The sequence below is a fragment of the Waltera intestinalis genome, assembly GCF_009695995.1.
Classification (GTDB): Bacteria; Bacillota; Clostridia; order Lachnospirales; family Lachnospiraceae; genus Acetatifactor; species Acetatifactor intestinalis.
Genome location: NZ_VUMU01000004.1, coordinates 158,944 through 180,718 on the forward strand (window position 1 = coordinate 158,944; position 21,775 = coordinate 180,718).

Annotated in this window: 19 protein-coding genes; 2 read left to right on the forward strand and 17 right to left on the reverse strand. The window is 43.4% G+C overall.

The annotated features are described in order from the left end of the window. Positions 1–12 precede the first annotated feature (12 nt). The 3 genes from FYJ59_RS05485 to FYJ59_RS05495 are packed head-to-tail and all read right to left on the reverse strand — an operon-like array spanning position 13 to position 6,303. Entirely contained in the window at positions 13–654 is a 642-nt protein-coding gene (locus FYJ59_RS05485; protein WP_154495801.1) for an HAD family hydrolase, read from the reverse strand. Then, complete coding sequence (locus tag FYJ59_RS05490) at positions 651–3,701, reverse strand: right-handed parallel beta-helix repeat-containing protein (RefSeq protein WP_205839462.1); 3,051 nt, start codon at positions 3,699–3,701, stop codon at positions 651–653. The genes FYJ59_RS05485 and FYJ59_RS05490 overlap by 4 nt, the downstream gene beginning before the upstream one ends. Further along, positions 3,691–6,303, reverse strand: coding sequence for an efflux RND transporter permease subunit (locus FYJ59_RS05495; RefSeq protein WP_154495805.1), 2,613 nt, complete (start codon positions 6,301–6,303; stop codon positions 3,691–3,693). Before FYJ59_RS05495 ends, FYJ59_RS05490 begins: the two co-directional genes overlap by 11 nt. Before the next feature lie 321 nt (positions 6,304–6,624). Here FYJ59_RS05495 and FYJ59_RS05500 point away from each other — a divergent pair, with 321 nt between their 5' ends. After that, the gene (locus tag FYJ59_RS05500; protein WP_205839463.1) at positions 6,625–7,194 is read left to right on the forward strand and encodes a TetR/AcrR family transcriptional regulator; all 570 of its coding nucleotides are present in this window, start codon (positions 6,625–6,627) and stop codon (positions 7,192–7,194) included. Here the strand turns inward: FYJ59_RS05500 and FYJ59_RS05505 are convergent. From FYJ59_RS05505 to FYJ59_RS05530, 6 genes are all read right to left on the reverse strand, one after another. Further along, positions 7,169–7,723, reverse strand: coding sequence for a hypothetical protein (locus tag FYJ59_RS05505; protein WP_154495810.1), 555 nt, complete (start codon positions 7,721–7,723; stop codon positions 7,169–7,171). The two genes, FYJ59_RS05500 and FYJ59_RS05505, sit on opposite strands and share 26 nt — an antisense overlap. A gap of 175 nt (positions 7,724–7,898) precedes the next feature. Next, a complete protein-coding gene (locus FYJ59_RS05510; RefSeq protein ID WP_154495812.1) occupies positions 7,899–8,381 on the reverse strand; it encodes a low molecular weight protein-tyrosine-phosphatase in 483 nt (160 codons plus the stop codon). A gap of 193 nt (positions 8,382–8,574) precedes the next feature. Beyond that, on the reverse strand, positions 8,575–9,774 hold the full coding sequence (locus tag FYJ59_RS05515; RefSeq protein WP_154495814.1) for a site-specific integrase: 1,200 nt from the start codon (positions 9,772–9,774) through the stop codon (positions 8,575–8,577). Positions 9,775–9,930: 156 nt separating this feature from the next. Further along, the gene (locus FYJ59_RS14060) at positions 9,931–10,296 is read right to left on the reverse strand and encodes an excisionase (protein WP_235897930.1); all 366 of its coding nucleotides are present in this window, start codon (positions 10,294–10,296) and stop codon (positions 9,931–9,933) included. Further along, positions 10,293–11,771: a MobQ family relaxase gene (mobQ, locus tag FYJ59_RS05525; RefSeq protein ID WP_154495816.1), complete on the reverse strand. Its 1,479-nt coding sequence runs from the start codon at positions 11,769–11,771 to the stop codon at positions 10,293–10,295. Before mobQ ends, FYJ59_RS14060 begins: the two co-directional genes overlap by 4 nt. Continuing rightward, positions 11,771–12,076 (reverse strand): DUF3847 domain-containing protein, encoded by a 306-nt coding sequence (locus tag FYJ59_RS05530; protein WP_205839464.1) that lies wholly within the window; start codon positions 12,074–12,076, stop codon positions 11,771–11,773. Before FYJ59_RS05530 ends, mobQ begins: the two co-directional genes overlap by 1 nt. Positions 12,077–12,453: 377 nt before the next feature. Between FYJ59_RS05530 and FYJ59_RS05535 the strand changes: the two genes are divergently transcribed. Further along, positions 12,454–13,266, forward strand: coding sequence for a helix-turn-helix domain-containing protein (locus FYJ59_RS05535; RefSeq protein WP_154495820.1), 813 nt, complete (start codon positions 12,454–12,456; stop codon positions 13,264–13,266). Positions 13,267–13,455: 189 nt separating this feature from the next. On the opposite strand, the gene FYJ59_RS05540 is transcribed toward FYJ59_RS05535, so the two are convergent. From FYJ59_RS05540 to FYJ59_RS05575, 8 genes are all read right to left on the reverse strand, one after another. Next, complete coding sequence (locus tag FYJ59_RS05540) at positions 13,456–13,788, reverse strand: nucleotide pyrophosphohydrolase (RefSeq protein WP_154495822.1); 333 nt, start codon at positions 13,786–13,788, stop codon at positions 13,456–13,458. A gap of 2 nt (positions 13,789–13,790) precedes the next feature. After that, the gene (locus tag FYJ59_RS05545; RefSeq protein WP_154495824.1) at positions 13,791–15,665 is read right to left on the reverse strand and encodes a DUF2075 domain-containing protein; all 1,875 of its coding nucleotides are present in this window, start codon (positions 15,663–15,665) and stop codon (positions 13,791–13,793) included. A 28-nt stretch (positions 15,666–15,693) separates the two neighbouring features. Beyond that, positions 15,694–15,987, reverse strand: a complete 294-nt coding sequence (locus FYJ59_RS05550; protein ID WP_154495825.1) for a hypothetical protein — start codon at positions 15,985–15,987, stop codon at positions 15,694–15,696. 140 nt (positions 15,988–16,127) lie between these two features. Beyond that, complete coding sequence (locus FYJ59_RS05555; protein ID WP_154495826.1) at positions 16,128–19,106, reverse strand: TOTE conflict system archaeo-eukaryotic primase domain-containing protein; 2,979 nt, start codon at positions 19,104–19,106, stop codon at positions 16,128–16,130. A 5-nt stretch (positions 19,107–19,111) separates the two neighbouring features. Next, positions 19,112–19,729, reverse strand: a complete 618-nt coding sequence (locus FYJ59_RS05560; RefSeq protein ID WP_154495828.1) for a hypothetical protein — start codon at positions 19,727–19,729, stop codon at positions 19,112–19,114. Next, a complete protein-coding gene (locus FYJ59_RS05565; protein WP_154495830.1) occupies positions 19,726–20,673 on the reverse strand; it encodes a helix-turn-helix domain-containing protein in 948 nt (315 codons plus the stop codon). Before FYJ59_RS05565 ends, FYJ59_RS05560 begins: the two co-directional genes overlap by 4 nt. A gap of 177 nt (positions 20,674–20,850) precedes the next feature. Then, the gene (locus tag FYJ59_RS05570; RefSeq protein ID WP_154495832.1) at positions 20,851–21,171 is read right to left on the reverse strand and encodes a type II toxin-antitoxin system RelE/ParE family toxin; all 321 of its coding nucleotides are present in this window, start codon (positions 21,169–21,171) and stop codon (positions 20,851–20,853) included. Continuing rightward, positions 21,168–21,473, reverse strand: a complete 306-nt coding sequence (locus tag FYJ59_RS05575; protein WP_154495834.1) for a type II toxin-antitoxin system RelB/DinJ family antitoxin — start codon at positions 21,471–21,473, stop codon at positions 21,168–21,170. Before FYJ59_RS05575 ends, FYJ59_RS05570 begins: the two co-directional genes overlap by 4 nt. Positions 21,474–21,775: the final 302 nt, after the last annotated feature.

The following is a 21,775-nucleotide window of genomic DNA, read 5'->3' on the forward strand; positions in this document are numbered from 1 at the left end:
AAAAAGCCACCTCTAAACGAGGTGGCTGATCTCTGCCAGAGTCGGGACACAGGCATATAAACACTTTTTGAGTTCTGCATCCGGCTGCGTCTGATCCGGTACCATGACAACCTTGCAGCCTGCACGGTATGCACTTAAGACACCGTTAGGAGAATCCTCCACCGCCATGCACACCTCTGGGGCGAGTCCCAGCTGCCCGCAGGCGTAGAGATAAATGTCCGGAGACGGCTTACCTTCCGCTACCATGGTAGCGGAGATCAATTTTTCAAAGTAAGGTCTGATCCCTGTAAGCGTCAGATATTTTTCGGTCCGCTCCAGATCCGTTGCTGTGGCAACAGCTGTGGTAATGTGTCTTTTTTTCAGATCTTCAAGAAGTTCCACCGCGCCTGGCTTGCATTTGATACCATCCCGATCCAGCGCTTCCTCCATCAATTCTTTTCGTTTCTTCCGTACGGCATAATAATCAAATTCCTCGCCGTACCAGTCCCCAAGCTGTCTGGGGGCAAAAGGCCTTCCAAGACTGCGCATCGTCAGTGCCTGCTCATCCGTCATCGTGTAGCCGTAAGCCTCCAATGCCTTCGGCCAGAAAATACGGTAATATTTTTCGGTATCGATCAACGTACCGTCCATGTCAAAAATTACTGCCCGGATCATAACTGTCCCTCTGTATCATCCGCCTGCCCGGCGTGCTCCGCTTTTTCCTGTCTACGCTTTTTCCTGCGTTTTGCCACCTTTTTCACAAGTAATACGATCAGCAGTATCCCTACTGCTACTCCGATGATGCACATTGCGATCATCCGGGTATGGCTGCTTTCTGCCTCCGCGATACGGAAGCTGCCGGGTACCTCCATGGTGAACTGTCTGTAACTGCCGATCACCGTGGATTCCACTTCTCTGTATTCGCCGTCCTGTTCTACCAAAACCACCGTATTGTCGGCATCCTCACAGTAGACACGTAAGGTTGCTTCTCCGGTATAGTCCGGTGCGTCCTCTTTCATGGAGTTGGTCATGGAGACCTTATATGTGTCCCCCTCTATCTGCAGATGCAATGCAGCATTCGGATAGAAGTTACCCTCTGCCATGACCAGAGGTTTGTTGGCATCATTTTTCTCTGCGGAAGCAATGGATGCGGTCCACTCCTGATACTCCGCTTCCAGTACACGATTGCCGGTAATATAACTGAAATCATAATCCGGCCATACCCCGTAATAGCCTTCCTTCTCCGGCACCTCCGGAATCTGATCTGCAGACAGATAGTCTCCGTAATTACATTTATAGGAAGCCACTTCCTCGCCATCTGCCAGGAAAGTGATCGTAAACTGCGAAAAAGCTTCCGGCACTCCATCCTTTGCGCAAAGTTCCTGATAGGACAACGGGGTCGCTCCGCCCTGGTAACCGATGCCGTCTACACCGCCGACACCGCCTTCTACATAATAATTGCCGTACAGGCTGCCGTCATCACTGACTTTACCTGCAATGCTGCCCTGATTTTCTCCGGACATATCCAGATCATTGTATCCATAACTGTAAAAAATATCGCAGCCTTCTCCGGCGATACCGCCGATATTATTTTTACCGGTGATCCTGCCCATGCTATAGCAGCTGCGGATCGCATAGCTGGCAGATCCGGCAATACCACCCACATCACTGCCTCCGGTACTTTCAATGGGTGCATAGGATTCACAGGAGATAATTGCTCCGTATTCCGCCTTGCCGACGATACCTCCCACGTTATCTTTTTTACCGGTGATATCACCGAAATTGCGACTGTCTCTTACGACTGCCTTGATGGTCTGCTCCACATCGAAGCTCTCCGTTCCGGTCAAGGTGATGTCATCCTCCGGGTCAAAATCATATTCCGTTGCCACCTGTCCGACGATACCGCCGACATTGGTATCCGCCTCTACCGTACCACGATTTACACACAGTGTGACTTTACCTTTTTGGAAGCTGGATGTGTCATATAATGCTTCTTCGGTTCTCTCCGGTTCTGCCTCACCAGCCTCAGCATCGGGATCTCCGGGATTCACTTCCCCTTTGCTGGCGGATTCATCCGAAGTATCCTCCACAGAAATCCCTTCGTAACGGAAGAGATCATCTCGGATCTCGCTGACCAGTCTGCGCAATACCCTCGCCTGATCCATCAATTCATCCATATGTGCGCTGGTACTGTCTGACCCTGCCTGGAGCACATCTCCCAACTGGCCCAGCTGGTCAAATGCTTTGTCCAAGCTCTGATTCAGTGTATCCAGATTATTCTTAATACCACCACTGCGGTCCGTGGATGCATTGGTCATATTATCCAGATGCTTCGTGGCATTTTCACCAAACTTTTTCAGAGCTGTTTTATAACTCTCTGTGTCATCCGGTACGGTGATCGTAATGTCACCTCCGCTCAGATCATTACCGCTTAGCGTAATATCATGTCTGTTACCGTTATTTTTATCGTCCTCGGCCTGTTTGTTCAGGTCATTATTCAAAACCTTCAGGTCGTTGCTGACACCGTTCAGCTCCTGATTGTAAATATACCACAAATCATTCGTGGTTCCGGTAAGGGAATTTCCCGCGCTATTGGCTTCCTTCAGATTCGTACTGATACTTTTGGTCAGCGCGGATGCCTGTCTGCTGTAATTGCTGAAATCTTTCTGTGTCGCATCCAGCATATCCAGGAACTTATCCGTCTCTGTGTCCAGTTCCTTCAGCCTGTCACTGAGATACTGGATCTCCAGAAAAGGCTCCATCTGGCCTACGATACCGCCCACATCTTTTCTGCCCTGCACGAAACCTGTATTGGTGCAATTCTGCAGATAGCCCTGATGCAGTCTGCCTACGATGCCTCCGGTATTGTAACCCACATGCTGATAGCCAATGGCTCCGGAATTGGAGCAGTAATAGATCTTACCATCAGAGATGCCTGCGATACCGCCGGTATCCGTATGCGCAGTCACATTGGAAGTACTGTTGATCTGCTCCAGATTGTCCATGGTAATATCATCCAGATCATAGGTCACTTCTGTGCTATAGGTATTGATGCAGCCACTGTTGCTGCAGTTATTTAAGATACCGTGATTGTTCCCGACAATACCACCTGCAGAATGATTGCCAATGACATTTGCGTTGGATTCACATCTGCGGATCTCGCCAGTCTCTTCATTCACACCCGCAATGCCACCGACTTCATTATCGCCGATCACATTACCGGAAAACTTACAATTCTCAATGCTGCCGTAATTCACCCCGACGATGCCGCCGACCTGATTCTGGCTTCCGGAGGGAGATATTTCTCCGCTCACCGTGAGATTACGTACTTTGGCACCTTCCTGCACATAACGGAAAAAACCTGCCGCAGAACCATTCCCCGTAAGCTTTACATTGGAGATCGTAAAACTATTACCATCAAAAATTCCCGCAAATGTTGGGATATTGAATTCACTTTCCATGCTCAGAACGATGTCGTTGCACAGCACTACTTTGATGCCTCTGGACCAGCTGTCCAGCACACAGTTCTCCGCAAGCCTGCGAAGATCCTCCTCCGTGCTGATCTCTACAATTGCATAATCCTGCTCCTGCGCGGTGCTTCTATAACCGTTGCCGCCCTTATATTGTTCATAGGTTAACGTCTCTTCCGCATAAGCGGTTGCCGGTGTCTGCAGCAGTAATGCCGCTCCCAGCAGGAAACATAATAATCTCTTACTGTTCATCTTCTGTTCCCTCGCTTTCTGCTGTATTCTTATCTGCATGATTCTCATCGGTTCCCGGTGCATTGTCTCCAGTCTCATTATCCCGACAGGATTCTCCATCCTCAGACAACTCCTGTGCTTCCAACCTGGGGTACGCATTCTCCGCTGCATCCTCCCGCTCCATGGTCACGGTATCCTTGGGACGCACCACCGCTCCCATCTCACCGTCGATGACACCGATGAAATCACCTTCCAGCACACCGTTGACATAACCCTTGATATGACCGTTCATTCGGATCCTACCGGCAGAAGGCAGCGGCTTCGCCAGATCACGCTTTAAAGTAAATGCCGTCTTCTGAATAATGATATCTCCGATCAGCAGTGTCTGGGGCAATGCCAGCAACACTAATAAAATAGAGGTCAGGGTACCACGTCCCAGCGCCAGTCCGATCGCTGCTACCGCTGCATTAGAAGATACATAACTGATAATGAATCCAGCAGCCACCAGCATGGAACCACTGGTAACAATCGTGGGGAACGCCTGGTTCAGCGCCTCGATGGCAGCTTCTTTGATCGGCATGTACGTCTTCAGATCCATATAACGGCTGGTGATAACGATAGCGTAGTCGATCGTCGCACCCATCTGGATGGCGGACACTACCAGATATCCCAGGAAGTATACATTTTCACTCAGCAGATACGGCAGTGAAAAGTTCATCCAGATACTACCCTGAATCGTTACTACCAGCAATACCGGCAAGCCGGCAGACTGGAAAGTGAACAACAGGATGATCATAACGAACAATGCCGTCAGTACAGTGATGATCGTGTTATCTGTTGCGAAAGAATCTCCCAGATCTTTATCACTGGTGGCATTTCCGACTAACAGAATATCATCTATATTATAGAACTTCGCCACGGTATTGCGTATCTGATCCAGCGCAGCGCTGGTCTCTTCTCCTTCATAAGGTACATTCAGTTCCAGAACGAAACGAGAATTATCTTCTCCCAACAACTGATCCTTTGCAATCATGATCTTGGAATGTGCGTCCGATAAAGTCTCCTCCAGATCATCATCCAGCGTGATGTTGCCGCTTTCTTTCTGATCATATATGAACAGGAACATATCGATAAAAGGTACTTCGTAATCGTTGACACCGCTGACCAGAGCACCGTAATCACTCTGATCCAGGGCATATGCCGAATACAGCATATCCGCCACTTCCACATCCAGATCGATCAGCTCTGCAAATTGTCTGGGATTCAGTTTGTCGGTCAGCATGTAACCATCCATAGCTTCAATATTGCCAAGTCCCTGAACGGATTTTACCACATCCAACTTTTCCAGTGCCTTCAGGGTCTGTGCCTCTTTTTCATAATCACCGTTGGGCACAATGACCGCCAGCTGATTCACCATGCCAAATTCCTTATTGACCATGCTGACTGAGAATTTATTATCACTCATACTGCTGGATTCCAGTGTATTTACATCATATACATAATTCGCCTTGTTGGACAGAAAAAATGCTGCAATAACACCCACGATCAAAATCGGCGGTACAATGTAGCGGGTAGCCACACAGAATTTTCCCACTGCCGTGATCTTCGGTACGAAGCTCTTATGATGCGTGTTGTCAATTGCCTTAGAAAAGGTAAGCAGCAGTCCCGGCATCAGGAAGAATACCGCTACCATACTGAAAATAATGGATTTCGCCAGGATAATACCCATATCGTAACCAATTCTGAACTGCATGAACATCATGGCTACCATACCTGAGATTGTGGTCAGGGAGCTGGAAGAAATCTCCGGGATTGCCTTACTCAAAGCCACTATTACAGCCTCTCTGGCATCCTTGTCCTCATGCTCCTCCATAAAACGGTGTGCCAAAATGATGGCATAATCTACTGCCAGACCTAACTGCAGCACCACTGCGATAGAGTTCGTCACAAAGCTGATAGTACCGAACCAATAGTTCGTTCCTTTATTTAAAATAGCTGCCACGATAAATGTGGTCAGATATACCGGGATCTCCGCGTAAGTTGTGGAAGTAAATAGCAGCACGGCTACGATAACCACAGCTGCCAGAAGCAGAATGACGATCATATCATTATTCAGGTCATCCGCATCACGCTCTTCCTGACCGATATCTGAAGAATAATAAACATCATAATCAGACAGTGCATCCAGTACCTCGGTGAGATGCTGCTGTGTGGTTTCCGTATCCGCTTCCTCATCAAAAGTGACAGACAATAAAGCCTCCATGTCATGATAATGCTCCTCAGTGTCATCGAAATCCAGCATACTGACACCATCCATTTTTTCCACCTGATCCGCCAGCTTCTGTGCCTCATCAAAAGTCACATTACAGATCAGGATCCGGGCGGAACCGTAGGTCGTAAACTCCGAATCCATCAGATCCAGTCCCCTTCTGGTCTCTGTCGTATCCGGCAGATATGTGGTCAGGTCATTATTTACTTTGACCTTATTCATGGATAATACGCAAAATATGCATAAAACAATAAAGATCAGATAGAATCCTTTTCGTTTATCTACGATAAGCGTGGCAAGTTTCATCATAAAGGAGTTATCTTTTTTGTCTTTTTCTGTGTTGTCTGCTGCCATAGTTTCCTCCTACTGTGTCTCTCTTTGTACCCCTATGTATCTGATTTTTCTATTCTTAGTTTAAGAGTTTTTCCCGCTTCTGTAAAGCCTTACTACAAAGATGAAAAATTGTATTACTGTCATCTAATGAACTCGTGTTGATTTTCTAACACAAGCAAAATATAATAATAGGGAAGAAAAAGCAAGCCACAAATTGTGTTGATATGTCTGTTTTTGAACATTGTATTGATGTGTGTTCATTGTTTTAGAAAAAATTCAGATTTGCATTAGATACGTATTAGATATTATGATCATTTCCCGGAAAGGATGGAGAATTGCCGTATGGAAAAAATGGATCGCCGCGTGCGCAAAACCCGCGCCCTGTTGCTGCAGGGATTAGTCAAAATGATGGAAACCCACGATATTCAAGATATTTCCGTCAAAGAACTCACAGAGCTGGTAGATATCAATCGCGGAACCTTCTATCTGCATTATGATGATATCTACGATATGCTCCATAAGGTGGAAGATGAAATGTTCCGAGAGTTCAACGAGATCATGGAGCAGGAACCGCTAGGTACTCCCACATTGTCCTCTGACGGTCTTCTGTTAGAGTTCTTCCGCTTCTTAGACCGCCATAGAGATCTCGCCAGAGTCATGATCGGCCCCCATGGAGATCTCACCTTCGTTAACCGCCTAAAGGACCAGATCAAAAAGCGCACTCTCCGCTTTCTGGAAAGTGCGCAATCCGATGCTAACTATGAATATCTCTGTTCCTTCATCATTACCGGTTGTGTCGGTGTCGTAGAGACCTGGCTGAAAGAAGCCACTCCCCAGTCTCCGGAAGAAATGGCAGGGATTCTTGGAAACATGCTTGTGCGTCAGCTTACTTTTGCTCCGGAGCCTGCATAGACCGTCCCGGCTGTGTCGGCTCCGGCATGCCTACACTTAATGAAGTCACGGCCTCGCCATCCAGGAAGAAAGATACGGTATCACCTACCTGGAGGTCATCCGGCGTGGCATCCGTTCCGTCAATCGTGATGATCGTATCATCATTGACCGTGATAGTCATAGTGTCACCGCTAAGGGTTAAGGTCATCTCATCTAACATATCTTTCTCGGGTTTCTGACCGTCCGGGGCTTCCGGCTTCTCTGCCAGTGCAATGGAGATCACATTGCCGTCAATGGCAGTGATCTGACCGAGATAAGATTCCACCTTCTCTTCACCTGATTCTGTTGCCACACTTTGCTCCACCGTGCTCTGTTCCGTCGTGCTCTCCGGCACGATCGTCTCCTTCTGTTCTGCCGATTCACTTGCTGCACTCTCCGTGCCCGCGGATGTTGTTCCTCCGCATGCTGTAAATCCGGTCATCACCATGGCAGCAGTCAACACTGCGCACATTACTTTTGTATTCGCCTGAGGCAAATTCCATCTTCTCATCTTCTCATTCCTCCTGTTCCATTCATTCCTTAAAAAACTTGTGAATATTTACTTCCCCTTATCTGCCTCTTATGGTAAAGGTCATCTGCGAAGGAATTGTGAGAAAAATGTGGTGATTCTGTGAACTTTTCAGGTATGACATTTCTGTCATGTGTACTATGTTGGAAGTGTCAACTTACGTGTCGATTCTTCCGTTTTGTTGTAAATATCGAAGAAATGCGGTACAGCCTTCCAGGACATCATTGTAGGTCGTCCCAAACTCTCCCGTGTACCATGGATCCGATATATCCCGCTCCGAACCGGCATAGGATAAAAGCCTGGCTACTTTCCCATCCGGATCTCCGCCGAATATCCGCAGCATGTTGCGGATATTCGCGCTGTCCATACCGATCAGATAATCATATTCCGCATAATCCGCCTTCGTTGCCTGCCTGGCCCGCTTCCCATCGCAGGAGATCCCGTGCCTGGCAAGCTCCGCCTTCGCCGGCGGATAGACCGGGTTCCCGATGCCGTTCCAGATCTCCTCCGTGCTGGTGGCAGCGGAAGCAATCTGGAAGTGATCAGCGAGATTCGCGTCGGATACCAATTTTTTCATAACAAATTCTGCCATGGGGGAACGACAGATGTTGCCGTGGCAGATGAATAACACTTTTATCATAATCTCTCATAACCTCTCATATCGCCGCAAGCCTTGATTTTACTGGCTTTGCGTCGTTTTTTCAAATTCATGTATCATCGCATAATTTCTCATAAAATCCTATATTTTTGAGGAAAAAGGGGTACAACAGGGGTACAAATGGGGGTACAAATACCCAATCGTACCCCCGTACTTTTTGTAGTATTCAAGCCGTTTAGATTGCTGCAACCCTCTTCATCTCCGCCTCTGCATCCTCGAATTTTACATGAGTGTAAGTGTTCAGTGTAACGCTGATATCCGAGTGTCCCATGATATACTGCAGGCTCTTGGGATTCATGCCACTCTTTGCCATCTTGGAGCAAAAGGTATGTCTGCATACATGGGGTGTTACTTTCGGCATCTGAACCTTGTAGATGCTGTTATACTTCTGAAGAATGTGCTGAAAGTACTTCTCCCAGTGGAGAGCCACCATAGGCATATTGTTTTTATCAAGATATAAGAAGCCGCTGTAGCCATCAATCATGGGTTCTACCTTTGGCTTTACTCTCTTTGCAAGAATTGCCCTAAATGCTGCCTCCACTTCCTCAGACATTGGTATCTCTCGTACACCGCTTTCTGTCTTTGGTTCCTCGATCATATACTGCATTTTGGAACTGCGGATCAGCTGATGATCAACGATGATTTTGTGATGCTTAAAATCAATATTTTTTGTTGTAAGTCCTACAAATTCTGAGATTCGCAGTCCGGTATTGAACAGAATAAAGATGCCTTCATAATATCTGCTAAAATGCTTATCCTGTTTGACAAATTCAAGATATTTACGCTCCTGATCCCTGGTAATCGCTTCCCTTGTCACGCTGTCATTGACAATAACCGTAGCAAGTTCAAAATCAAAGGGATTTCTTCGAATCAGGTCATCATCATAAGCCAATCGAAAAGCCGGTCTCAAAATCCCTCTGATGGTGTGGATCGTGCTATAGCCTTTTCCCTGTCTTTGTTGCAGGGTAATCAGCCAAAGCTTCGCGTCGGAAATCTTGATGGTATCGATACGTCTCTGACCAAAGGGATCCTTCTCCAGAAAGTTAATGGTTGTCTGATAGCCTGCCTTCGTAGATTCTCTCACACCAATCTTAGTTGCGGTATAACGCCGAACCAACTCCAGTACCGTGAGATTGCCACCGTCTAAAGCAATATGCCCAAACTGGGTAGCTTGCAGTTCCTTCTCCTGTTCCCGAAGTGATTTACCCTGTCTCTTTCCATCCGGCATTCGATCGTTTTTATCCAATCTCCAGCTATATAAATATCTTGCCTTTCCGGTGCCATCATAATATTTGTAACGATAGCGACCGTTTGACTGCTGATACTCGCCGTTGTGTAGTACACGGCCTTTGTTATCCTTTCTTTTACTTGACATAATAGACACTCCTTTCCTAAAACAAAAGGACTGCCCTCGATAGATATGATTCTATCATAGAACAGTCCAAAAACACATCACTTTTTAATATTTTTGCCATTTCTCCATAGCAGAATTGTATCATGCATTGACTTCTCGGGAACAATGCTTTCAGCATTAGACACAACTAGCAGCATCTAAAAATCTTTCAAACAAGACTCTTTTGATTTTCACATGGCTCCCAATTTCCAAAATAAAATCTGCACCGGGATGCTCTGAGACAATCTGATAGAGCCTTGTCTCTCCGATTCCAAAATACTTAGCAGCTTCCGGTACACTCAGCGAATAACGTTGCCATAACGGGATTCCGTCTTCATCCCTTTTAGAAGTTCCCCTCCCCGCTTTTATCAACACTGCATTTGCCTGATTGATTTTCTCCTGTAAATTCAGCATCGCCTGATATGCCAGGGGAACAATAACAGGTATCGCTTTCGGGGTAATACTATTTTCCATATTCAAAATAATCTGATTCATATGATTCATCGTATCGCTTCCTTTCTTCTTGGCTGAGTATTACAGATTGCATCATCAATATATTTATTGATATCACGAAGCAACTTCGTCTCCGACGACAGTTTCTTATACTTTTCATATTCTTCTTGATAAGGATCCTGAAGGGAAGCAACTTCTGATTTCCATTCACTCACATCCACCCTGTCAATCTTCTTCTCTTCAAACAGGATACGCTTTGCTATAGGATACCTTCGAAGCACCTCATCATTTTCAGATTTAATCTGCGCCTTTCGTTTTCCATTCTTTGTAGAGCAAAGATCTCTCAAAATAGGTTGTGCTTCCTGATACCATTCCCCATAGCGGATCATATCCTTAAGTTCCTTCATTCTGGCAGACTTCACTTTCATGGATTCATTCAAATCATGAATGTCACTCTGCTTTTCAGAAAGAAAGCTTTTAAAATCCTCCAAGGTAGCTATATGCTTGGCCATCAGGTAATTGATCACAGTGGCATGCATCTTAAGATTCGTTGCTTTTGCCTTCTGCCTGCCTCGTGAGAATGTATCTGCTGTTTCATTTCTCTTTGCGAAGTAAGAATTTATATAGTCTGCAAGATCCGGCTGTTTCGCTTCCGCTTCTTTTTCTGCAATCAGTCGCATAAGTTCAGCAATATTAGCCAGAATATCCTTCACCTGCTTTGAAAGCATTAGGATTCCCTTATTGACTTCTTTGATCCAACGATTCAGATTCCCCTTCTCTGTGACAATTCCCTTTGCTTCCATATTTCGTACATGAGGACCTTCGTGCACCTGCGGAATCAAATCAATTCCTTGTTCCGCATAACTGCGATAGTCAATCTGTTCCTTGATTCCACGTTTCCTAAATTCTTCATTTACCAAATCTGCCCATGCCTTTCTCCACTGCTCCAGCACTTCCGGTCTATTCCAGTCTGTTGTAGGTACCGCATTGAATTTCTGCTTTCCTTTTTCATCAAGAATCGGATTGCCATCTACATCAAACAGGTATTCTCGCTTTTGTTTTTCCCCCCAGGTTCCATCCTCTCTCATGGGGCGAACGGGACACATCACATGAATATGTGGATTTGGAATCCCTTCTCCCTTATCCGGATCATGAACTGCCATGTCCACAATCATGCCCTTTGCCACAAGATTCTCCATAACAAATTGCCTTGCTATTGCAATATTCTCTTCTATCGTGAATTCATTCTGAAGAGCAATATCAAAACTATATGCAAGCTGTGCTTTCGGGTGTTTTTCAACTTCCTCCACTGCATTCCATAAATACTCTCTATTATGGAAAGACTCCGGAACATAGTCCGGAGCCATAATCTCAGCACAAATCACACCACCCTTTGCAGTGTAATCTGCAATTTTTCCATAATAATGATCTTCCAATCTTTCCCCTGCTCGGTAGGCAGCTGCCTCCACAGAGGACTGCCCTCTGCTTCGTAAGACTCGTGATACATGGAAATGATAAAGTGCCATCAGTCCATCACTTCCTTTCTGACCTGATCAATCGCTACCCCAAGTTCCTTGGTAAATCTTGCAACATCCACCATACTTAATGCCTCGCTCAACTCCTTTTCCGATAAGTCTTTGATTACCGGAAAATACTTTTCAAAAATCGCTCCGCAAACAATCAGTCTGTGACTGCGCTCTTTCCGGCTATAGCTTTCTCGATAGGAAAGCTGATTTTTCTTTCTTTGAAGCTGGTGCTCTGCTTGAAGCTTTTCTTGCTTTGCTTGCTCCAGTTCATCTCGAAGTTCATTAAGATTCTTGTTTTCTACCATCTGTGTTCCTCCCATTTTTTTGATATTTCATAGGTTCCTTGTCATTTCCCCAAATCAATTCCTGGCAGGTAACCTCTGGGTTCTTTAGCCTCATAGACTGTTTTGGACTGTGCCGTTATCACGCCCTTGGCTCGCTCCCTGACCTACAGATCATCGCTTAGCTTCCCCGAAACGGTAGTGATTTGGAATGCTCATTCAGTTGTCATAAACTGATTTTCTCAAAATCACAGGCCTAATCCCGTATATCCAAAAGGTAGGAAATACAATCCAAAAGTGAAAATATCCAAGCTTTTGGAAATAGCGCTTCCATTCGAACAGTTATATGAATACATTGCTTGTTTGCAAAACTTTATTGACTAAATTGGGGGAATGAATTTATGAAATGCAAATTATCGATACAGGAAAAGTTAAAAGATTTAAGAATTGAAAGAGGCTTGTCTTTACAGGAACTGTCAGAACAGACCGGGCTATCCAGAGCAGCTCTTGGCAATTATGAAACAGATGACTATAAAGAAATCACACATAAGGCGATTGTTATTCTGGCTGATTTTTATGGAGTAACTTCAGATTATTTACTGGGACTTACAGAGAATCAGGAGCAACATCCTTTTGCTGTAGATGAACTGGGATTGGATGACGCTACTGTAGATTTGTTGAAAAGCGGCAAACTGAATGTCCGGCTGATTTGCGAAATGATCAAGCATCCGGAATTTATCAATTTCCTTTCCGATTTGGAAATCTATGTTGACAATCTGGCCGGAATGCAAATTCGAAATATGAATACAATGATTGAGCAGACCAGAATGCGTTTACAGAATAACGGAATCCATGACAGTGATCACTATATGAAAACATTGGAGGCGGCCTCCATCAACGAAGATAACTATTTTAACAATCTTCTTGGAAATGATATTGTAAAAATTGCAAAAGACCTAAGAGAAGCGCATGAGAAAGACGCAGATACCGGTGACCAGATTACCCCGGTTGAAGATATGCTTGGTACCTTTGATGAACTAAGAAAAGCAGATAATGCCACCCAGGCACAGATGGTTATGTACAGCAAGCTTTTCAAAATCAACTTCACAAAAATGGATCCGTATGAGTTTAAGACCTTCACGGATATCCTGCAGCGCTACTCTGATTTCTGCAAACCGGTGAAAGGGAACGGACGTGGGAAAAAGAAAAAGTAATCACAAGCCGCAGGGCTTGTCCGGGAGAACTCCCGCAATCCCTTTTCGCATGAGAAAAGGCGCACCCATACCTGCCATTAGGTAGGTATAGAAGTGCGCCCTTAGTTGCTAAGGGATATTAGCACCCTTCATAAGATCACATCATTTTTATAGAAGCATTTATAAAAAGTGCATTATCACATGAAATATTTATAATTTACTATACTTATCGCTCTTCCCTTTTGCCTTTTCGACCGGATATTTCTCGTTGTTAATTCTTATTTTTTCCTGTACTATTTCATCTATATCCAATCCACAAGCATCCGCCATAAGTACGCAGTAATTGATTACATCGGCAAGCTCCTCTTTAATCTTATCCTGCTTTCGCTCGCAAGAAGTATCAGAACCGCTCCACTGAAATACCTCTAATAGTTCTGCTGCCTCCAAAGAAATAGAAATTGCCAAATCTTTAGGATTGTGAAATTGTTTCCAGTCACGATCATCTCTAAATTTTAGAATCTGATTAATTGTTTCCTGTGTCATTCTTATCCTCTACTTTTTAATCTTTCTTTTAAATATGCCGCCAGTTCACTATCTGTACAATATACATAGCATCCCTTCATTCCTCTGGTCATTAAGGTTCGATATGTATTCTTTATGATTTCGTCTGCTAATTGACTTGCCTTTTCAGGATCATCTTTTGCCAAACCTTTTATTCCCTTCATAGATTGGTCTGTTTTTGCACGTTTTGAATAGTCTGTAACGATTTCTCCATTCTCATATCTCATATCATCACCGATTATTACGCCTACATAATCAAATTCCAATCCCTGAGAAGTATGAATACATCCTGCCTCATGTACTGAATCTGGATTAATTGCAAATGCATCTCCACCATCTAAATTCCAACTTATACCATAATCTCCAATCTTTATATCATGATAATTCACATCATTACGTGTATCTTTTGGCCAATTCCAACAGTATCCAGCTAAAATACGCGCTCTGTTTCTAATTCTATTTTTTTCTATTACTATATGTTCCATTTCTTTGGGGGAATCACATATTCGAATGTCATAGTCAATTCCTTCTAAATCATAGTTAGCAGTATCGCGAATTTGTAATACATCATCAATCCATGCAAGGTATCCATCCGATCCGTTACATCTAAATTGCGAAACGAGCTCCATTTTTATTACTTCAGAATTTTCTCTTTCTGCCCATTTTTCAATTTCTGCTATGCTTCCGATATCGCTGGTGGTAACTCTTTGACTTTCATCAATAAAAAATACACTACACCGCGACGCGTGAATAATCTCCTTAATCTGATTTTCTCCCATATTTTGAAACATACCGGACTTTTCATTTAATCTGTGTGCTTCATCAGCTAAAATGGTACCCACAGAATTCATCGGTGCTTCTGTGTAGCAACCAGATCCTTTAAATAGGTTATCCACACTACTTTTCTTCATTGTCCCCTTTAGTTTATATCCATAAACAGTTCTAGGAGCCGCATTTTTCGAAACATATTGTACAAACTGATTTCTTTTAGTAAGCTCTGCTAATAAATTAATTGCAACAACTGTTTTCCCTGTACCCGGTCCCCCTTCAACAATAATAGTCCTTTTCTTACCATCCTTTTGGCATTTTGTTGAAAGGCTTAATATGTTTTCATAGACGACCTTTTGCTCGTCCAACATTATGAATTCTTTGTTTCCTTTAAGCATTCCACTAATAGAATCCTGCAATTGTTTCGATGGTCTAATTTTTCCATGCTCAATTTTTACCAAGGTATCCTCATTGTCTCCAGTTATTATACTTTTCTTAATGAAGTTCCTTAATGCATCTCTCTGTCCATAAGTAAATGCCGGTGCATCGGCTAATACTTCTTTATACTGTTTCGCATCCAACGGATCATTCTCTACTCTTGGATAATTATGTAGATATGCACACGGATGTAGTTCAATATCTGCATCTTGAACATATTCATTATAATCTTTTATTAACGCAGCATAAGACCATGCCTGATAACTTGGATGTACTACTCTTCTGTTTGCTCCTCCTGTAAAAGTTTCAACAATCGCTTCCTGTCCCTCGATAGCCTGCAATTTTTCCCATTGCTTCAGTTCCACAATAATAACATTTCCTTTATTATCTTTCCCATATCCGGAAATCAGGAAATCAACTCTCTTGGATGTTTGAGGAATATTGTATTCTATTGCAACCCCAGCATCAGAAGGTATATTAGAATCATTCAAAGTAATGTACATTTCCTTTAGAGAATTTCTCCAGGAATTGAGTTCGCTTAATCCGGTGCTACGATTCATTTTATTCTTTATTGCATCATACAATTTTGTCTCCAAAACATCATTTTCTGTATCTGACATAAAGTCTGACTTTAATCCATTGTATATTAACATGCACTCATCTCCCTTTACGCAATTTATATTATATGTACCTCAAATTACCCGTCTTCATTTCTTTAATTTTGCCGTCAAATATTTCATCAAACACCTGCTCGCAAGGTATCTTACACATTCTCCTTTCTTTTGATGTATCTTGTACTCGAAAGGTCTTTTGGTCTTTTCCTAAACATCTGCTCATATAGGATTGGATATATGGCTCTGCATCTTCTCTTGAAAATCCGATTTCATTTTTCAGCCTCACAAAGGAAGACAATACACTAATGCATCTGGCACCGCTCATGTTACAAATTAATAAACAGTTTGTTTTATTTTCCATTTCACGACAGTTCACTGCTGTATTCTAAATTTATCAACGAGTTTTCCGTTTTTATTTTTGCTTCATAATGATTATATTTTATCCCCTACCTGCTAGCTGATATCCAAAGTATAATTCTAAAATTTCTTTTGCGTCCATACTCACCATTCCTGCGGTTCTGCTTCAGAGCCAAATGTCATCTCAAGAAGTTCTGCGGCGATATCTTTACTGCATACCCGCATCAGATTGTCCTCAGCATCTTCCTTTGACAGCAGGTTCACACTTCCATACCAGACAATCTCATTATCGATTACGGCATAATGCTCGCAGGACTCTTCTACAAGCCTGATTTCAAAACCTGCTTTGCGAAGTCTCTCCAAAAGTTCCATCCGAACATCATCTTTGCCATATTTATAGGCATCGGGATGCCATGTGACAATTGTTACCTTGACTCCCAACTCCCGCCGCTTTCCAAGCATCTTTATAATGCAATCCACTTTTTGATTATTTAACCTCGGACTTGATACAACGACCGCTGAATTAGCCTCCTCAAGATCCTTCCAATAAGTTTCCGCATAATTTTCTATATCATAGATTGCATTTGCCTTCTGCTTTTCGCCGTCCATATTAACGCAAAGCTCATATCCGATCTTTTTATACGCCTTCAGCCTTGCTGCATACATTTTATCGAACTTCGGGATATGACTGTCCACATAATCATAGACGATGACATTTTCTTTACCATCATAATCCCTGTTAAGTCGTCCGACATACTGCTCCACAACATTTTCCCCTGAAACAGGAGTCGCCATGAACAGGGTATCAAGCCTCGGAAAGTCGAAGCCCTCTCCAAGTAAAGAGCCCGTTCCCACAAGAATAAGACTGTCCAAATCATCAACTTTATTCAGTTCTTCCACCTGTGCCCTGCGCGCTTTCGTTCCATTTGCCCCCGTTAGCAGAATCAAGCGGTCAGCATATATCTTAAGCCTTTCGGCCAGTTTCTTTGCATGATCAACATATTTCGTCAGTACCACCGGAGTTCTTCCAGCCTGCACACAGTCCGCCACATCCCTGATGATCTGTTCGTCGCGAACATCATTATTCCTTATCAGTTCATAGGCATCATTACCATATGGTGTTTTTGACAAATGATGAGGCTTTACTGTCCGGGTAAATCGGGGATATACCAGATGATCAATATTCTGCTCCTCGGCTCTGTCTTTTGCTGTAAACCTATATCTGATAGGGCCGAGCAGAAATTCGTTTATCTTTTCCTTACCATCACCACGTTTCGGTGTTGCCGTCACGCCATATACATACTTTGCATTTATCTCCTGTAGCACTTCTATTGCGCTATCCGATGCTGCGTGATGACATTCATCAAAGTATACTTGAGCATATTCTTTCAGCATCGGATGAAATCCGTCCTTTTTCTTAAGAGAGCGTATCATGGCCACATCCACTATTCCGGTCAGCGTATCATGCGCTCCTTGAAGATTTCCAATCAATGATTTTCTTTTTCGTGTACGCCCGGTCTTTGTCTGATATTCAGGCAGTTCCTCATCAATATCCAGAAACTCGTCCAGACGCTTAATCCACTGGTTCATCAGGTCCGCCCTGTCTACAAGTATTAAGGTACTTATGCCTCTTCTCGCAATCATATCGCAGCAGACTACAGTCTTACCAAACGCGGTGGCGGCGTGCAGTATCCCGGTTTCATTATTAAGCATAGTTTCCACAGCCGGAATCTGTGATTCACGCAATTCTCCCTTAAACGAAATATTGAGTTTCCGCCCTTTTGTTCTCTTATCTTCAATCTTATAACTGATTCCTGCATTATCAAACTTCTTTAGAATATCTTCCCGAAGTCCGCGAGGCAATACAATATATTTTCCTTCGTCACTTCCAAGGTAAATGAATCTGGATTCGTCGTAATTTGGCATATCCATAGCCTGATTCTGGAAATACTGCTTGTTTGAAAATGTTGCCATACGGCGAAGCTGTCTTTTTGTCTTATTGGACATTCCTGATGAGTCTATGTAAATGCGGTCAGCCAGCACGATACGCACCACGCCCTTAACACTGCCTGCTTCAAACTCAGAATTCTTATCCCATGGCGCATCAGTACCATTGTCTTCGCTGGTGAATCCCGTACTGTACCATAAAGAAAGATAGTCCTCTATCTCCTGTCTGGTCAGTCGCCTTGTTCCGGCAAGAACTTTTAACTGATCTTCATATGCATTCCAATTTTCATCAACAAAAGCACTGTTTCCGGACTTCAGAGCCATTCCTTGTAAAGGAAGTGCAATGACATTTCCAAGTCCGCCCTCATGAAGCGCATCCTGCGTCGGTATCATGCGATCATAGTATTTGAAGGACTTAAGATTGACGGATTCAGCTCCTTTCTCTAGCAACGCAAAACCAAATTTTCTCGCCAATCTGGCAGGAATCATTTCCTTGAAGAATATCCAAAGATGCGCACCGCGTCCCGACCTTGATCGTTCCACCACAGCGTCCACATCCAGATTCTTACAAATGCGCCGCAAAGCATTTATTTCTTCTTTCCACCTATCATCAATATTCGCATAATCTTCCTGTTCTGCACCCTTTGCATGATTATCAAAATCAAATACAAGCAACTGACAAAGGTTGTTTTCAAGCATCGGATATATCGCCACGACATCATTGCCATTTGGATCTGTCCCATTCATATGCGCCTTTATCAAAGGCAGGGTGACCGGCTTATATGCCCTTAATTCGCAATCCTTACAACGAACTCCATCCTTTTTCTGTATATGGCAGCCACGATCCCAGCGGTTAAAGCACTGCGTATAATACCCGTTCTTCCCCGTTTTGGGATTCGTATAGCGAAGATCATACACATCCTTCCTTCCGCGGCAGAACATTATAAAGAAGTCACTTGCAATCTTATCCGTAACATCAAATTTCTTTATACGAGCACCCTGATCCGGATCATATAATTCCACAACTCCTTCAGCGTCGCCAGACACAATATCCGAATACGAAACACCGGCTTCATCCAATCGCTCTCTCAGAAGTCGGTTTTCATCCTCCAATGCCTGTATCCTGGCTTGTAATAATTTAATTGTATCTGAATACTGCTGTGTAGGTTCCTTCATCCTCATCACACTCCCAGCTTCCCCATAACCTCTATCTTCTCGAATTTCCCGGATTTCGAATCAATAGCAATCATCGCAGACTCCCCAATCTGCGTTCCGTCTCTATAGGTAGAGAACACATCTGTCGATATGATGCCGTCTTTTTCAAATATCTTCTCCACCGGAGTGTGCCCTACCACCTGTTTGTATGTATCTGCTCTGAATACCGCTTTGGTCTCATACTGTGATCTGAACCATAACGGAGATGCATCATTCCAGAGATAATCGAGCGGAGCATCGTTCACCGCTGCTATAACATCATCTATATCTGCATCCAGCAAATCCTCGTCTAACCATTTTAGGAAATCAGCTGTAAGCCCTCCATGGGAGAAAAGCACATTATCAATCCGATGGATTATGTTGATCTGTGCCGGGCTCTTAAGGCTGTTCTCAAGTTCTTCAAGCTTTGATATAACCATCCTCTCAGCATAAGGGGAATATCCGGTCTCAAGCCTTCCCCACGGGTAGCTCACATCATGATTACCATAGCTCCAGAGCGTATCCGGATAGTCCTCAGCAAATGTGATTGCCCGGTCAAATATCCATGTTTTCAGATGAATATCCGGTATTACAAGTACTTTCATAATTCCAACAGTTTCTCAATACTCATTTCTATTCTTTCGTCTTCGTTACCTTTGAATGTACATGCAAGCGAAACAGGATCAACACATCCTTCTCTTGCAAAATAGGAAGGATTGTATTTCCATAATTGTACCTTCAAGCAGTCGTCCGGGTCTTCAGATCTGGCATCCACAATTTCCAACTGGTCAACAACTTCCTCGCCCTTGTAGATTGCCCGTTCCTCTATTCTTGGGGGATTCAATTCTGACTCCTGACTAAGAGCAGATTCACCTGCGCTAAATGATTCAAAGGTTGCTTCACATCGTATAATTGTAATCTCTTTCTGAACCGGATTAATCAAATATGCTTTTGCATTCTCATAATACTCTTTGCGTGTGTAATTTCTCCTAATCGCAATCTCTGTTCCGGATTTCATCTGGCGGATGAGTCCCATTTCCTCTAATTGTGCTGTTGCTCTTGTAATGGATGTCCTGGTAAGATTCAGCTTGTTCGCAACCTCACTTTTTAGCACAGATTCCTCATCATCCATATATAACAATTCAAGGAACACCATCTGTGTTGCAGGCATCATCTTATCTGCCTTGACAAGCCTCTTGCGATACACATCCTGCAATACAATTCCCATAAATGGCAAAAATACATTTCCCGGCAGATCCACAAACGGAACTCCGCCTTTCACCAGCGCATTTCTCATGGAAACGCCGTTTAACGCTACTTCATATGCTACAGGACACTGCAATGCTTCCTCATACTTTGCTTTCTGCTTTTTCATTGCGGCAACACTTAGTTCCATTTCCTTCACTACATCTATTATGGCAAAGTTAACACCATATAGTTCAACCATCATAATATCGCGCATAGTCATAAAAATCGGCAATGGTAATTTATTCTTATATTCTGTTATTTTTACTTTGCAGCCGAAATACTGCTCTAATTGCTTTTTCATATGGCGTCTCCTTGTAACACAATTTCATTCATAATAACATATTTTATGTTATTTTTCAATATTTTATGTTATTTTATTGTAATCAACTTGGTTCCCTTGCATGTTTAGGTAGGGTATCTTTCCAATAAAAATCTCCATAAGAAAAGCACCTACCATTGATAGATGCTTTCATTCTTTCTAACTTTCATTCAATTGTTTATCAATATCTCTGCCACCATACATAATCCGAATAATATTTACAGTAGCACTGTTTTCATCTGGCAGATAAAACACTAAATAGTAATCCACCGGCAAAACCCTAAGCCCCTGACTATGCCAGGGTTCTTCCTCGTATAGTCTATGTCGCATTGGCATTTGTTCAAGAGAACGGATAGCTTTCATAATGCGTTCTGTTTGTCCGGCAGCTGTTTCAGGTACCAACAATTCATACGCAATATATTCATAAATGTCCCTCAAATCCTGTCTTGCTTCAGCGGAATATGCCACATGAAAAATCATATGCCAAAATCTCTTTTCATTTCAACTTCAATGGCATCTGCTGAGTAAACTCTGCCAGCTTTTACATCAGACATACCTTTTTCAATTTCTTTATCAAATTTTTCTTTCGTAAGAGAACCATAGGCCAACGGTGCCGTTCTTGGTAATTTCATTTCAAATGGAATTCCCTTTTGCAAAACAACCTGTCGCAGAAACATTCCTACTGCATTTGACATTGGAATTCCTAACTGATCTAATACACTTTCAGCCTGTTCTTTAAGTTCAGGCTCAACTCGAGCAAACACATTTGCTGTTCTTGCCATAATCATCGCCTCCTTCAACTGTATTCTATCACAGATACTTGCAAATAGCAATCTATTTGCAAGCATGTTACATATGGATATTATGTGGGCAAGGTGACTATTTTATACTCTGCACCAAATCATCCTGCCAGCATTTCTCTCCTCCCCGCAGGAACTTCTTTCACCACAAATCATAGTATCAGGCAAATAACTCGCCTGCCCGAAAAAGTATCGCCACCTGATAGAGGTGGCGAATCTTGATTATCTCTTCAGCTGTTTACAGCAATCGGGAAGTGTTTCTGACCAAGGCATTAGTTCTGCCA

Coding starts and splice junctions, on each gene's coding strand:
- FYJ59_RS05500 (WP_205839463.1), top strand. CDS start 6,625: ATGGAAAAAATGGATCGCCGCGTGCGCAAAACCCGCGCCCTGTTGCTG.
- FYJ59_RS05560 (WP_154495828.1), bottom strand. CDS start 19,729: ATGAAAGTACTTGTAATACCGGATATTCATCTGAAAACATGGATATTT.
- FYJ59_RS05575 (WP_154495834.1), bottom strand. CDS start 21,473: ATGGCAAGAACAGCAAATGTGTTTGCTCGAGTTGAGCCTGAACTTAAA.
- FYJ59_RS05490 (WP_205839462.1), bottom strand. CDS start 3,701: ATGAACAGTAAGAGATTATTATGTTTCCTGCTGGGAGCGGCATTACTG.
- FYJ59_RS05505 (WP_154495810.1), bottom strand. CDS start 7,723: ATGAGAAGATGGAATTTGCCTCAGGCGAATACAAAAGTAATGTGCGCA.
- FYJ59_RS05570 (WP_154495832.1), bottom strand. CDS start 21,171: ATGATTTTTCATGTGGCATATTCCGCTGAAGCAAGACAGGATTTGAGG.
- FYJ59_RS05530 (WP_205839464.1), bottom strand. CDS start 12,076: ATGGTAGAAAACAAGAATCTTAATGAACTTCGAGATGAACTGGAGCAA.
- FYJ59_RS05510 (WP_154495812.1), bottom strand. CDS start 8,381: ATGATAAAAGTGTTATTCATCTGCCACGGCAACATCTGTCGTTCCCCC.
- FYJ59_RS05550 (WP_154495825.1), bottom strand. CDS start 15,987: ATGGAAAATAAAACAAACTGTTTATTAATTTGTAACATGAGCGGTGCC.
- FYJ59_RS05485 (WP_154495801.1), bottom strand. CDS start 654: ATGATCCGGGCAGTAATTTTTGACATGGACGGTACGTTGATCGATACC.
- FYJ59_RS05555 (WP_154495826.1), bottom strand. CDS start 19,106: ATGAAGGAACCTACACAGCAGTATTCAGATACAATTAAATTATTACAA.
- mobQ (WP_154495816.1), bottom strand. CDS start 11,771: ATGGCACTTTATCATTTCCATGTATCACGAGTCTTACGAAGCAGAGGG.
- FYJ59_RS05495 (WP_154495805.1), bottom strand. CDS start 6,303: ATGGCAGCAGACAACACAGAAAAAGACAAAAAAGATAACTCCTTTATG.
- FYJ59_RS05535 (WP_154495820.1), top strand. CDS start 12,454: ATGAAATGCAAATTATCGATACAGGAAAAGTTAAAAGATTTAAGAATT.
- FYJ59_RS05565 (WP_154495830.1), bottom strand. CDS start 20,673: ATGAAAAAGCAATTAGAGCAGTATTTCGGCTGCAAAGTAAAAATAACA.
- FYJ59_RS05545 (WP_154495824.1), bottom strand. CDS start 15,665: ATGTTAATATACAATGGATTAAAGTCAGACTTTATGTCAGATACAGAA.
- FYJ59_RS05515 (WP_154495814.1), bottom strand. CDS start 9,774: ATGTCAAGTAAAAGAAAGGATAACAAAGGCCGTGTACTACACAACGGC.
- FYJ59_RS14060 (WP_235897930.1), bottom strand. CDS start 10,296: ATGAATCATATGAATCAGATTATTTTGAATATGGAAAATAGTATTACC.
- FYJ59_RS05540 (WP_154495822.1), bottom strand. CDS start 13,788: ATGACACAGGAAACAATTAATCAGATTCTAAAATTTAGAGATGATCGT.